The organism is Sphingobium sp. S6 (assembly GCF_905120495.1).
GTDB classification, from domain to species: Bacteria; Pseudomonadota; Alphaproteobacteria; order Sphingomonadales; family Sphingomonadaceae; genus Sphingobium; species Sphingobium agri.
Window position 1 is genome coordinate 1 of sequence record NZ_CAJHOG010000025.1, and the last position, 12,541, is coordinate 12,541.

Below are 12,541 nucleotides of genomic sequence, written 5' to 3' on the forward strand. Positions count from 1 at the left end.
TTCGCTATCCGTTCGCCCTTAGCGTGCAGATACGTCACTTTCGTGTAGTCACCCCCCATAGCGCGCTCGACAGGTTCGAGGCGGCCGAGCGCGGCAAATTCATCGAGCAGGAACAGGACGGGGCGGGCAGGGGAGGCGGGTGCGCGCGCCAGATCGGTCAGCCCTTGCGCCAGCATCAGGCGCAGCCAGCGGGCATAGGTGGCGAGCCGATCGGGCGGCAGCACCAGATAAACGGTTGTGGGCTGCGCCTTCACATCGGCGAAGGTGAAATCCGAGCGGCCCAGCACGGCCGACATGCGCGGGGAATCGAGAAAATGGGTATGGCGCTGCGCGGCCGACAGCACGCCGGCTGCCTCGCGGTCGGACTTGCCCAGGTGGCGGTTGGCGGCACGCGCGATCAGGCCCCGCGCCTGCGTGCTGCGCGACATTTCCCGCAGCATCCGCTGGAAATTATCAGGGGCGAAGGTGAGGCAGTCGCGCAGGGCTTCCAGCGTGCGATCCTGGCCTTGCGCTTGCGGGTCACAGGCCACCCACAGGAGGATGCCGGCGATCAGCGCCTTGGCTTCCTCGTTCCAATGCGCCTCGCCGGCTTCGCCGGGAGCGTCATAGACCAGCGCATCGGCCAGAGTCATCGCGTCGTCGGCGAGATCGAGGCCGGCAGGGTCGAGGCGATCGAGCGGGTTGAACGCGGCCGAGGCGATGCCCGTCACCCCGAAGGGATCGAGGACATGGACCGGGCCGAACCTGGCGCGATGGCGGGCGGTGATGCGGGCGTTCTCGCCCTTGGGGTCGATGCAGATGACCGAACCGGGATAGTCGAGCAGATTGGGAATGATGGTCCCCACGCCCTTGCCGGTGCGCGTCGGCGCGATCGTCAGCAGATGGGAGGGGCCGGCGTAGCGCAGCAGCTTGCCCGACTTGCGATCACGACCGATCAGCAGGCCGTCGCCATTTTGGGCGAGGGGCTTTGTCTCGCGATCGGTGGCGAAACGGGCCGAGCCGTGCGTGTCGTCGCCGGCAGGACCGCCATAACGCAGGATCAGCGGTTGGAAGAGGGCGCGCAGCGTGACGAGGAAGATGACCAGGCCCGTCAGCATCATCACGATCTGGTAGATATTGGAATCGCGGGGCAGGCCGAGCAGCTTGCCGAGGATGAGCGGCACCCCAAGCCCCAGCACCAGGGCGGTGATGAGGAACAGCACCAGGACGCCGAACAGATGGCGGATGAGGGCGACCGGGCTGACCACAAGGGCGGTGATCGCCCATATCGGGTTGGTCCGCGCGATGCGCGCAAGGTTACGGATCGCGCGGCCGAGCTGGCGGAACCATTCCATCATCAGGACTCCCTCCCATCGTCATTTCCCAATATCCGGCGCGGATCACGGCCGATCGCGGGCCTCCCATGCGGCTTCGAGTTCTGCGAGGCTGGCGAAATAGTCCTGCGCCGGCGCGCTTGCGGGCAGGCTGTTGGCATGAGCGAGCGCGGCGGCGATGTATTCGCTTTCGGAGAGTTCGCCGGCGACGAACCGGACGCCCAGCGCCGCCATTCCCGGCGAGAGAGCGAAGCCCGACAGCTCGATATTGGTCCGCGCGAAATCGATCGCCTTCTGGCGTCGGGCGCGTTCGTCGTCCGATATGGGATGCTCATTCATCGGCGGGGCTTTTCTCGGGGGTGTCGTCGCCGGCGAGGTGTTCGGCGCAGATCGCGCCGGCGATCGTGTGGAGATGCTTCACGCGGTCAACGAGCCAGGCCAGTTCGTCGGCGGTGATTTCATAGGCATGGGAATAGCGGGCCTCGACATAGGCGCGCTGCAACTGCGCGAAATGGCGGCGGGCGGCGCGGGTATCGCGCGGCCAGGCTTCGATCAGCCGGGGATCGAGATTTTCGGCGAGCGAGCGCAGGATGCCGAGACGGTGCGATTTGGGCGCGTAGAGCGTCAGGACGAGCAGCACGGCATTGTAAGCCCGCTCGACGGCCTGGTGCAGCATGAACGCCGCATCGCGCGGCACGCCGTCGGCGATGCTGTCCTGGGCGAGCTTGAGCGCGTGCGCGGCGAGCGGGAACCAATGGTCGCGATGGCGCAGGGCTTCGGCGTGGCGTTCCTGCGCGTCGAGCTGGCGCGGCATGGCGAGGCCCTGTCCCGGCGCTTCGTAGAGGGCAATGCCATCGCGGGCTATGTCGGCAAAGAAGGGACGGCCGCGCGCGAGCTGGTCATTTACGTCCATCAGGGAATGGACGATGAAATTGACCGGCGTTGAGAGATGGCGGGTGACGGTCAGCTCGCGCACCAGATGATCGTCGGCGACCGCCCACCATGTTTGCAGATCGGTGAAGGTCTCGGAGTTGACGACGACGAGAAGGTCATAGTCGGAGATGTAGCCGCTGGCGCGATCCTCGACCCAATCGCCGCGCGCGTAGGAGCCGAACAGGATCAGCTTGAGGATGCGGCCGCCCTTGCGTTTGTCGGAGAGCTTGGTTTTGACGGCATCCTCAAATTCATCGAACAGGACGCGGGCGACCCGTTCCAGCTCGCGGCGCTTGACGGCGGGCAGATGGTCGAGGCCGGTCCGCATCGTCATCCGATCGTCGCCGGCGAGATCGCCAGCGTCGGGTCGGCGTCGGGATGATCGAGGAGCTTGAGGACGATCGCGGTGGCGAGGGGAGGGGGCACGGATTCCTCGCGGAGCATGTCGAACAGGGCGTGTTCAGCCAAGTCGAGGTCCATGCCTTCGATCGCGAGATTGGCGCGTGCGTCGGCATCGTCCTCGCGCCATAGCGCGACTTCGGCCGGGGTGCCGCGCGTGAAATCGAGCGCGCGGACCTGGGCGCGGATCGCTTCGACATCGAGCCTGTTCATGGTGCGTCTCTCCCTTCCGCTTCCGCGTCGAACGCGCGCTTGCCGCGCCGCTTCCAGAGCATGAGCCGGTCGCGGTCCTCGCGCGCCTTGGCGGCCAGTTCGAGCAGCGCGCCGTAGAGGGTGGCGCGATCGTCGTCGGCCAGCTCGACCAAGCCGGCTTTCTGGACCAGGCCGCCCAGCTCTATGAGGTGGCGGGTGCGTTCGCGGCGAGCCACGGCCCATTCCCTCGTATCGGTGCGGCGCTGTGCGGCTTCAACCCTGCGTCTCGCCTGCGCCAGTTTTGCTTCCGCCTCCCGCGTTGCCGCCAGTGCTTCGGCCAGCCTTTCGGCCGCGTCCTTGAAAGAAGGCGGACCCCTTCGCGCGCCACGCCTCCTTTTCGTCGGCGCTGGCAGATTCGACGGCGGCGAGCAGCACCCCGGCCAGCACATCGAGATCGAGCGCATCGGCCCCGGTGGATGTGACCAGCTCGCCTAGCTGCTGGACCTTCTTCGCCTTGAGGGCGCGGGCCTTGTCGCCCAGCGCCTTCAACTCGGCGTCATAGTCGCGGACCTTACGCATATTCTCTCCCTCGCGCCCATGATCGGGAGTGGCAGCGTAGCACGGTCGCGGTGACAGGACAGCAGCTCCGGATAAAAAATGCGGCAAAGTCAATCATGCGAACGGCAGAGAGTGTGAGTGCGCGCTTATACGTCGTTGCCGACGTGCGCTAAGAAAGGCAGTATAGCGGCCGTCATGGCGATCTACCATTTCTCGGCCAAGGTCATCAGTCGCGCCAACGGATCGAGCGCCGTTGCCAGCGCGGCCTATCGTGCGGCGGAACGGCTGCACGATGACCGGCTAGGGCGCGACCATGATTTCTCAAACAAGGCCGGCGTCGTCCATTCGGAAATCTTGGCTCCCGAGGGTGCGCCGGAGCGTTTAAACGATCGCGCGACCTTGTGGAACGAGGTTGAGGCCGGCGAGAAGCGCAAGGACGCGCAGTTGGCGCGCGAGGTGGAGTTCTCGATTCCGCGCGAGCTGAACCAGCAACAGGGCATCCAGCTCGCCCGCGATTTTGTCGAAAAGCAGTTCGTCGAACGCGGCATGGTCGCGGACATGAATGTACATTGGGACATGGGCAAGGACGGGCAACCCAAGCCGCACGCGCATGTCATGCTGTCGATGCGCGAGGTTGGCCCGGAGGGCTTCGGCCAGAAGGTGCGCGAGTGGAACAGCACGGCGCTGTTGCAGGAATGGCGCGTGGCCTGGGCCGATCATGTCAACGAGCGGTTGGCCGAGCTGGATATAGACGCCCGCATAGATCACCGGACGTTGGAGGCGCAGGGCATCGACCTTGAACCCCAACACAAGATCGGGCCGGCGGCGTCGCGGATGCCCGAACAGGGGCTTGAGGCCGAGCGGGTCGAGGACCATGCCCGGATCGCGCGCGAGAATGGCGAGAAGATCATCGCCAATCCGCAAATCGCGCTCGATGCGATCACCCGGCAACAGGCGACGTTCACGCGGCGCGACCTGGCGCAGTTCGCGTTCCGGCATAGCGACGGCAAGGACCAGTTCGATCAGGTGATGAGCGCGGTGCGGACCTCGCCCGAGCTGGTAGCGCTGGGGAAGGACGGACGCGGCGAGGACCGGTTCACGTCGCGCGAGATGATCGACACCGAGCAGCGGTTGGAGCGCGCCGGCTACGGCCTAGCGGATCGGGCCGGGCATGGTCTCCCGGCGGCGTCTAAAATGGGGGGGCGAGACACCGCCGAGAGGGTTGGCCTTGCGCTGGGAAGCCAGCAGAAGGACGCGCTCGCGCATATCACCGGCAAGAACGACTTGGCAATTGTCGTCGGCTATGCCGGCACCGGCAAATCGACCATGCTGGGCGTTGCGCGCGACGAATGGGAGCGGGCGGGCTATCAGGTGCGCGGTGCGGCCTTGTCGGGGATCGCGGCCGAGGGGCTTGAGGGCGGTTCCGGTATCGCCTCGCGCACGATCGCCAGCATGGAATATCAGTGGGAGCAGGGCCGCGAGCTGCTAGGTCCGCGCGACGTGCTGGTGATTGACGAGGCCGGCATGATCGGCACGCGCCAGATGGAGCGGGTGCTGTCCGAGGCCGAACGGGCAGGGGCCAAGGTGATCCTTGTCGGCGACGCCGAGCAGTTGCAGGCGATCGAGGCTGGCGCTGCGTTCCGATCGCTGGCCGAGCGCTACGGCGCGGCCGAGATCAGCGATGTTCGCCGGCAGCATGAGGACTGGCAGAAAGACGCCACGCGGGCGCTCGCAACAGGCCGCACCGGCGAGGCGATCCATGCCTATGCCGAGCATGGCATGGTCCACGCGGCCGAGACGCGCGAGGCTGCGCGGGAAAGCCTTGTGGAGGGCTGGGATCGCGCTCGCATCGCCGATCCCGACAAGACGCGGATCATCCTCACCCATACCAATGCCGAGGTGCGCGACCTGAACCTGGCTGCGCGCGATCGGCTGCGCGACGCCGGCGAGCTGGGCCAGGACGTGCGCGTGTCGGCCGAGCGGGGCGCGCGGGAGTTCGCGACCGGCGACCGCATCATGTTCCTCAAGAACGATCGCGGCCTTGGGGTGAAGAACGGCACGCTGGGCAAGGTCGAGCGCGTGTCGCCCGACAGCATGGCGGTGAAGTTGGACGATGGCCGTCAAGTCGCGTTCGACCTGAAAGATTATGCCCATGTCGATCATGGCTATGCGGCGACCATCCACAAATCGCAGGGCGTGACGGTCGATCGGGCGCATGTGCTGGCGACCCCCGGCATGGACCGCCATTCGGCCTATGTGGCGCTGTCCCGGCATCGCGACGGGGTGCAGCTCCATTACGGCCGCGATGACTTCGCCGACGATCGCCGGCTTGTCCGCACGCTGTCGCGCGAGCGGGCGAAGGATATGGCGTCCGACTATCCGATGTATCGGGATCGCGATGCCGAGGCGCAATCCTTCGCCGATCGGCGCGGGCTGTCGGGTGAGATCCGCGTTGCGGATGCACCCGAGCGGAAGGGCGTGGAGATCCTCGCGCCCCGCGCGGGAACTTCACGCCAGATGGGCGAGGATTCCCGCACGCCCGATATTGGCGGCGACCGCGGTGCCGGCGAGGCGAAGGCCGCGGCCGAGCGTCAGTCGCGGCGCGGTATGTTCGACGGCTTGAAGCTGTCGGCCGCGCCGGTGAAGGCGGCCGAGCCAGCACAGGGTGCGAAGGAAAAGCCGGCTCCCAAGCGGGGCATGTTTGACGGGCTGAAACTGCCCCAGCGCACGCCGACGCCGGAGCCGGCGAAGGAATTGCCCGCGCGGGCCGAGCAGGGCCAGGATCGCGATTTCCGGCGCGCGGTCGAGCGGGCCTCGCGTTCGGCGGAGGCGGTGTTGCAGGCGCGGGCGTCGGGCGGGCCGGTGCTGGAACATCAGAAGGTCGCGCTCGAGCGCGCGGTTCAGGCGCTCGACACGCTCCGGCCGCGAGCTTCGGACGATATGGCCGAGGCGATGAAGCGCGATTCCGGCTTGCTGCGCGAGGCGGCGGCGGGGCGCAGCGGCCCGATGATCGAGGCGATACGCCAAGAGGCGCGCGTGCGGGCCGATCCGAACTTGCGCGCCGATCGGTTCGTGGAACGCTGGCAACAGCTCTCCCAGGACCGTGACCGGCTTTATCGCGCCGGCGACATGACGGGCCGCGAGAAGGCGGGCAAGGAAATGGCGGGCATGGCGAAAAGCCTTGAGCGCGATCCCCAGGTGGAATCGATCCTGCGCGGTCGCACCCGCGAGCTGGGGCTTGAGATCGGAATGAGTCCGGGCCGCGAGCTTGGGCGCGAGCTGTCGCGGGGGTTGGGGATCAGTCACGATCGCGGATTGAGCCGATAGGGAGAGGATGATGGACGAGGATGAATATCGCGAACCCGATGCTGGTGACGATCCGGCGCTGGCGTTCGCGCGGGTCGAGGATCGGTTGGCGTCGGTGCATGGCGAGGTCGGGTTGCTGCGCGCCGCGATCGCGGGGCTGGCTGCTACGCGCGAGTCCATCGAGATACCCGATTACGAGCCGACGCTGGCCCGCACCGAAAAGGTGCTGGGGGTGCTGGTGCAGCAGATCGACCCCATCGCCAAAAGTCCTCTCCTGTCGATGACGCCTCACAACATGGCGGGCGAGATCGTATCGGCGGCGCTCCATGCCCGTCGCGAGGATCAACGGCTGATCGCCGAAGCCCGGACAGGACTGGACCAGGCCGCGCGCGAGGTCGGCAACCGGCTCGCATCCGCACGGCGCGGCGATGTGCAAAACCGCTGGCTGATCGGGACCGGGCTGGGGGGCGCGGCGCTGGGGATGCTGCTCTATGCGGCGCTCGCCGGCCCGGTCGCGCGGATGATGCCGGCGAGTTGGCACTGGCCCGAGCGGCGGGCGATGCACGCGCTTGGCGAACCGACGATGTGGGATGCGGGGCAACGGTTGATGCAGACCGCCGCGCCCGAGAGCTGGGCGTTGATCGTCGCGGCCTCGCCGCTCGTCGATGGCAACCGCGAGGCGGTGCAGAAATGCCGCGAGCAGGCTGACAAGGCGAAAAAGCCGGTGCGCTGCACGATCGAGGTCAGGCCCGATGGCGGAAGGTGATACCGGCATGAACTCTGCGAGAGAAAGACTGTGGCGTCGCCTCAAGATTATCGCACGAGAGCAACGCCTATACGTAACCGGCGGGTGCGCCGGTTATAATCGAGCAGATTTTCACCATAGCCGTAGAAGGACTGGGCGAAGAGATAGAGATCGGGACCACCGCCGAGGAGACGGGGCAACGGATAGGACAGGTCGGCATTGACAGCCCCTTTGCCCGAACCGAAGTTGAAACGGGTGGAGGTGGAGAGGCGCAGTCCATTATCCTCTCCGACCTCCATGAACAATCCGGCATGTCCGCGATAATGGACGATATCCGGATTGTCGGATTTGTTACCGACATACAGGGAAAGCCTGGGGGCGAATGTTAGCCTGTAATCGCCGGCGATCGGAAGGGTTGCCATTGGAGCGATGTAGATGCTGTTGATGCTGCGCGACTGGGGACCGTCCCGCCCGTTGGACTCATGACGAATACCCGCCTGCACGGTCATGGCGATGTCGCCGGTAAGGCCAACTGTCGGTGTGATGTAGATAAGTTCGGGCTGGAAATCGATGTTGCGGAACGGGGAGGATTTGCTTTCAAGGTCCCAGAACATTCTCTGGGTGTAGGCGAGGTACAGCCCGTCTCGCCAATTGGAAGACGTCTGGCTGTTCGCCGAGGCTCCGAACAGGCGATATTTGAAGCTCAGTTGAATGCGAGCTTCGCTGTCGGTGCCTGGCCCGTAAACGGCATAGATGGGTTCATACAGGTCGAGATTGTCCACAAAGGCGTTGCCGGCTTTTCTGTCGGTAGGTGGCGGTGGAAGAATCGGTGCATTCGGATTCGAGCGATTTTCGGCCTCATGCGTAGCGGTCTTCACAATGGGCGCAAGCACCACCTCCTGAGTTGACCAGGCAGGAATGGAGACCATGGCTCTGACGAGGGGTTCATTTGCGGGCAGGCGATAATGGGCCTGCCCAAATCCATGCGCGTCGATGGCAAGATGCGGCTCTGTATCGTTAGCGCGCGCCAACAGGAGCGTGCGTTCACGATTCTCCTGCCGGACTTTCGCTTCGATCCTGTCCGGCAGGGCGAGGATTTCTTGTCTGTCAGTCCGGTTCAGAAAGCGCAGTGCAACGACCTGTTCGCCACTGGCATCGGTTTCTACCTGGCCGGTCAGTAGAACTTCCATGTCGGGCGGTGAAGCCCACACGGTGCCGGGAAGAACAAGCCAGAATGCACCGAGGATCAGGCAGCTTCGTTGGTGAAGGCGGCCCATGTCAGGCCAGGCGCTCGCGCCGGCGCACCGAGGTGTCGAGGGTATCGGCAAGCCACAGCAGGCTACCGCGAACCGGTCCATAAATTCGCGCCTGATGCCGCCGATAGAGCAGCGCATGCCCAAGCTGCGCCATGCGCCCGTGCAGGAACCCACCCCGGAACAACCCGAAGCGGCCAAGCGTCCCATAAGCGTCATAACCGCCGAGCGACACCAATGACCCGAAGTCATGGTAGCGAAATGGCGGCACGGGCTTTCCTTCCAATATTGTAGGCAAAGTGCGGCCAAGATAAACGCTCTGCTGATAGGCTGCTTGGGCCGTGGTCGGCAATGGACTCTCGCGGTCCGGAAGCATGACACTCGCACAGTCGCCCAGCGCGAAGATATCGGGGTCATTGGGTGTCGCCAAATTCGGGTTTACGATGACCTGCCCGAGCCTGCTGTGGTCCAGGCCATCTATCGCAGCGACAAACTCGGGCGCACGCACCCCGGCCGCCCAGAGTTTGATGGATGCCTCGATCCTGCGTCCATCGGCAAGCTGGAACCCATCGGCATCGCCCGCCAGAACGCGCGCCTGCGTCAACACCTCGATGCCCAGCGACTCCAGGACCGTGTGCGCGGCATGCGCTACGCGCTCGGGAAAGGGGCCGAGAATGCGCGGCTGAGATTCGATAAGGTATATTTTCAGCCCGCTTCGCGCTCCCGAAGCGCCATGCTGTTCCAGCACATCGGCCAGCCGCACCAGTTCGGAGGCAAGCTCTACCCCGGTCGCGCCAGCCCCAACGATAGCAATCGAAAGATGGTCGTTCGAGGCGATCGCCTGAAGCATTGCGACACGCAGCCGCTCGCTGAAGGCAATGGCTTCGCGCCGGCAATCGATCGTCATGCAATGCTCTACGACGCCGGGTGTGCCGAAGTCGTTGGCTCGGCTTCCCGCAGCCAGCACCAGCTTGTCATAGGGCAGGCTGCGCGCGGGGAGAATCTCCGCCCCATCGACGACGAGCGGCGCCAGAAGGACTTGCTTCGCTGCGCGGTCGACGGCCATCACTTCGCCCATCTCGAAACGGAAGCCACGCTGCTGAGCCTGAACCAGATAGGCGGTCTGGTTGGCGCCGGTGTCGGCCGTTCCGGCCGCGATCGTATGGAGCATGGGCTTCCAGACATGGGCCGGCTCACGATCTATGAGGCGTATGTCAAGGCCCAGCCGCTTCGCCGGGGCGCCCGCCAGTTGGCCCGCAAGGTCGAGTCCGGCCACACCGCCACCGACGATCAGGATGTTTTTGCGCGGGCTCATCGTTTCAATCCTTCTGACCTGGCCGGCAGCAATGATCGCCGCCGGGCGCTTCAGTGCATGTGTGCGCCGCCATTGATATCCAGCGTGGTTCCAGTGATGTAGGACGCCTGCGGCGATGCCAGGAACACGACGCCAAAGCCGACTTCCTCGGGCGTCCCCAAACGGTTGAGCAATGCAGATCGCGCGGTTTGTGCCCTGAATTCTTCGCTCGTATTGCGGTAGAATTCCGGTGTTCCGACCACGCCTGGAGCGATGGTGTTGACGGTGATGTTGGCGTGAGCCAGATCGTAGGCGACCTGACGGGTGAGGCCGATCAGCGCGGCCTTTGACGCCACATAGGCGGGGTTGGCCGGGCTTACCGCAAGCTGGCCGGTTCCCGAGGTCATCGTTATGATCCGGCTGTGCTCAAGAGGGCGGGCCAGACGCAACTGGGCAAATTTGCGAATACAGAAGAAAACCCCGCTGAGGTTCAGAGCGATACCCCGGTTCCAGTCCTCGGTGGCCGTCGTCGCAATATTGGGATGAGGATTATCCGGGTTCACGGGAGCGCCGCCGGACGCCACCACCAGCACGCTGGCCGGCCCATCCGCCTCGATGCTATCGAATGCGGCATCCACCGCCCTATCTTTTGTGACATCGAACACGCTTACGTCGTGGCCCTCGCCCGCCAAAGTGCGCAAGACTTCACGGGCTCGGTCTTCATTATAGTCTGCAACGACGACGCGATACCCTTCCAGCGCCATGCGCCGGCATATGTCACTGCCGATCCCGCCGGCGGCGCCCACAACAATGGCTCTGCGCCGTTCCATCGGCACGGTTTCGGAAATATTCATCACAGGCTCCTTGATTTCATTCATTGCGGGGAACGGGTCCAGCGCGGCGAGAGGCGTTTGCGAGGCTGGTTCTCGGTGAGGACGCGAACGAGATTGAGCCAGTCATTGACCTGGACAGCGGCGGTGGTCTCGGTGAGACGATAGTGTTCGATCATCCGGTTGAGCAACTCGTCGATATCGTGGATCACGAGATTGCGCGCGGCATTCAGGTCATCGCGGTTGTCCGGATCGAATGGCGTTTGAGGCTCCCACCGATCCTGCATCGCCGTGCGAAAGCGCTGCCATTGCGCGTTGAGCAGGGATCGGGGCCGATTTTCCGCTGTCCATCGGGTGATGGCCTGTTCGGCCTTCCGATCACCAAGGGCAAACTCGTCGCGGACAAGAATGCCGATATCATGAAGATCGCCCCGCATCGCGCGATCATAGTTGTCGAGGCGGTCCACCCAAAGATCATGGATGCGGGCGGAGATTACTTCCCAGTCCGCGATGCATTCATCGGCCATCTTCAATGTCCTGTTGCGCGAGAGCGGCGAGCTCGGACAGCCTGTCCGCGCCCAAATGATCTCGCAGGGCGAGCAAGGCCTTGAGACGCTGGCGCGTTCGAATAAGATGCGTCTTGTCGAGCCGGTCGCCGGTTATTCCGGTCAGGATACCCATTTGTGTGTCGGCCAGAACGATGGCGAGGAACATGTCCGCCAGAAAATCCGACGCGGCTTCGTCACGGCAGAACGAGGCACCAGTCTGTTCACGGAACATACGGCGCATCCATGCCTGGATCCTGGGTACGATCTGGCGATAGATTTCCCCGATACCCGGATAATGCTGCCGCTCGGCAATCACCATCCGCAACAGATCGATCGTTTCCTCGCTGGTGGCGACGGCGATCAACCGTTCCGCCATGGCATCGAGATCGCCGCTGGCGGCGGGCGCGATGGTTTCGGTGACGGCCTGCGCGAAGCGCTCGGCCTCTTCCTCGACAATCGCCTCGAAAAGAGCGAGCTTGCCGTCGAAATGGCCATAGAGCGTTCCGCGCGACCCACCGGTGCGAGCCATGATGTCGTCGATGGTGGCTGCGGCGAATCCCTTTTCGTGAAAGACCGAGCGGGCTGCGGCGATAAGCAGGCGCCGCCGCTCTTCCTTCCGCTCCGCACGCCTGGAGCTTTGCGCGACCGGACGGATCGCCGCTCCCTCCTTATTCGACATAGGTTTCTTCCATTTCACAAACCGAATTCCTCCTGGCCCCTGTCAGTGACCCGCGTTGGTATCGATCGGTCCCTTGGGCTTGGGCGCAAGCCAGATGAGGGCGGCAGCGACGGCGAAGCACATTACAATCGCCGCGAACGTATTGAGGGTTGCCAGCATGACGCTTTGCCCTTCGACGATATTGGTCAGCATGACCCTCGCCGATTCCGGGGATGCGCCGCCCGCGATCATGCCATCCAGGGTCGATTGTCCCTGGTGCATGGCGCCGGCCAGTTCGGTCTGGTTTTCTCGCGTCGCGTTGGCCCAGCGGGTCTGGACAAGCGATGTTGCGAACGCACCGGCCAGCGTTCTTAGGAAGTTGGACATGCCAGCAGCGTTCGCCGTCTCATCGGGATTGACTGTCGCAATGGCGAGTCCCGTGATCGGCACGAAGAACAGGCTCTGTTGCAAAGATTGGCGGCAGTCAGAGGTAGGCTGTCGCTCTGCGCCGA

13 protein-coding genes and 1 pseudogene are annotated in these 12,541 nt (G+C 64.6%); 2 read left to right on the forward strand and 12 right to left on the reverse strand.

Going from position 1 to position 12,541, the window contains the following annotated elements; all coding sequences use genetic code 11:
* From SPHS8_RS19775 to SPHS8_RS19800, 6 genes are all read right to left on the reverse strand, one after another.
* On the reverse strand, positions 1 to 1,334 hold a 1,334-nt coding region (locus SPHS8_RS19775; protein ID WP_201516817.1), incomplete at its 3' end, for a type IV secretory system conjugative DNA transfer family protein.
* A 45-nt stretch (positions 1,335 to 1,379) separates the two neighbouring features.
* Positions 1,380 to 1,652 carry an antitoxin VbhA family protein gene (locus SPHS8_RS19780; protein WP_007686155.1) on the reverse strand — a complete coding sequence of 91 codons (273 nt, stop codon included), beginning with the start codon at positions 1,650 to 1,652 and terminating at the stop codon, positions 1,380 to 1,382.
* Positions 1,645 to 2,580, reverse strand: a complete 936-nt coding sequence (locus tag SPHS8_RS19785) for a HEPN domain-containing protein (RefSeq protein ID WP_201516818.1) — start codon at positions 2,578 to 2,580, stop codon at positions 1,645 to 1,647. Before SPHS8_RS19785 ends, SPHS8_RS19780 begins: the two co-directional genes overlap by 8 nt.
* The gene (locus SPHS8_RS19790) at positions 2,577 to 2,858 is read right to left on the reverse strand and encodes a hypothetical protein (protein WP_007686159.1); all 282 of its coding nucleotides are present in this window, start codon (positions 2,856 to 2,858) and stop codon (positions 2,577 to 2,579) included. Before SPHS8_RS19790 ends, SPHS8_RS19785 begins: the two co-directional genes overlap by 4 nt.
* A complete protein-coding gene (locus SPHS8_RS19795) occupies positions 2,855 to 3,073 on the reverse strand; it encodes a conjugal transfer protein TraD (RefSeq protein WP_007686160.1) in 219 nt (72 codons plus the stop codon). The genes SPHS8_RS19790 and SPHS8_RS19795 overlap by 4 nt, the downstream gene beginning before the upstream one ends.
* 37 nt (positions 3,074 to 3,110) lie before the next feature.
* Positions 3,111 to 3,416, reverse strand: coding sequence for a conjugal transfer protein TraD (locus SPHS8_RS19800; protein ID WP_007686162.1), 306 nt, complete (start codon positions 3,414 to 3,416; stop codon positions 3,111 to 3,113).
* Positions 3,417 to 3,590: 174 nt separating this feature from the next.
* Here SPHS8_RS19800 and traA point away from each other — a divergent pair, with 174 nt between their 5' ends.
* Positions 3,591 to 6,722, forward strand: a complete 3,132-nt coding sequence (gene traA, locus SPHS8_RS19805) for a Ti-type conjugative transfer relaxase TraA (protein ID WP_201516819.1) — start codon at positions 3,591 to 3,593, stop codon at positions 6,720 to 6,722.
* Between the two features lie 7 nt (positions 6,723 to 6,729).
* Positions 6,730 to 7,467 carry a DUF6118 family protein gene (locus SPHS8_RS19810; RefSeq protein ID WP_007686165.1) on the forward strand — a complete coding sequence of 246 codons (738 nt, stop codon included), beginning with the start codon at positions 6,730 to 6,732 and terminating at the stop codon, positions 7,465 to 7,467.
* 47 nt (positions 7,468 to 7,514) lie between these two features.
* On the opposite strand, the gene SPHS8_RS20540 is transcribed toward SPHS8_RS19810, so the two are convergent.
* The 6 genes and pseudogenes from SPHS8_RS20540 to SPHS8_RS19840 all read right to left on the reverse strand — a co-directional run.
* Positions 7,515 to 8,723 carry a phospholipase A gene (locus tag SPHS8_RS20540; RefSeq protein WP_231923484.1) on the reverse strand — a complete coding sequence of 403 codons (1,209 nt, stop codon included), beginning with the start codon at positions 8,721 to 8,723 and terminating at the stop codon, positions 7,515 to 7,517.
* Position 8,724: 1 nt separating this feature from the next.
* Positions 8,725 to 10,014, reverse strand: coding sequence for an NAD(P)/FAD-dependent oxidoreductase (locus tag SPHS8_RS19820; protein ID WP_007686170.1), 1,290 nt, complete (start codon positions 10,012 to 10,014; stop codon positions 8,725 to 8,727).
* A gap of 50 nt (positions 10,015 to 10,064) precedes the next feature.
* Positions 10,065 to 10,871, reverse strand: coding sequence for an SDR family NAD(P)-dependent oxidoreductase (locus SPHS8_RS19825; RefSeq protein WP_007686172.1), 807 nt, complete (start codon positions 10,869 to 10,871; stop codon positions 10,065 to 10,067).
* On the reverse strand, positions 10,868 to 11,350 hold the full coding sequence (locus SPHS8_RS19830; RefSeq protein WP_007686174.1) for a hypothetical protein: 483 nt from the start codon (positions 11,348 to 11,350) through the stop codon (positions 10,868 to 10,870). The genes SPHS8_RS19825 and SPHS8_RS19830 overlap by 4 nt, the downstream gene beginning before the upstream one ends.
* Positions 11,340 to 12,050, reverse strand: a complete 711-nt coding sequence (locus SPHS8_RS19835) for a TetR/AcrR family transcriptional regulator (RefSeq protein ID WP_007686175.1) — start codon at positions 12,048 to 12,050, stop codon at positions 11,340 to 11,342. Before SPHS8_RS19835 ends, SPHS8_RS19830 begins: the two co-directional genes overlap by 11 nt.
* A gap of 42 nt (positions 12,051 to 12,092) precedes the next feature.
* A pseudogene (locus SPHS8_RS19840) lies at positions 12,093 to 12,541 on the reverse strand (MFS transporter); the annotation flags it as partial.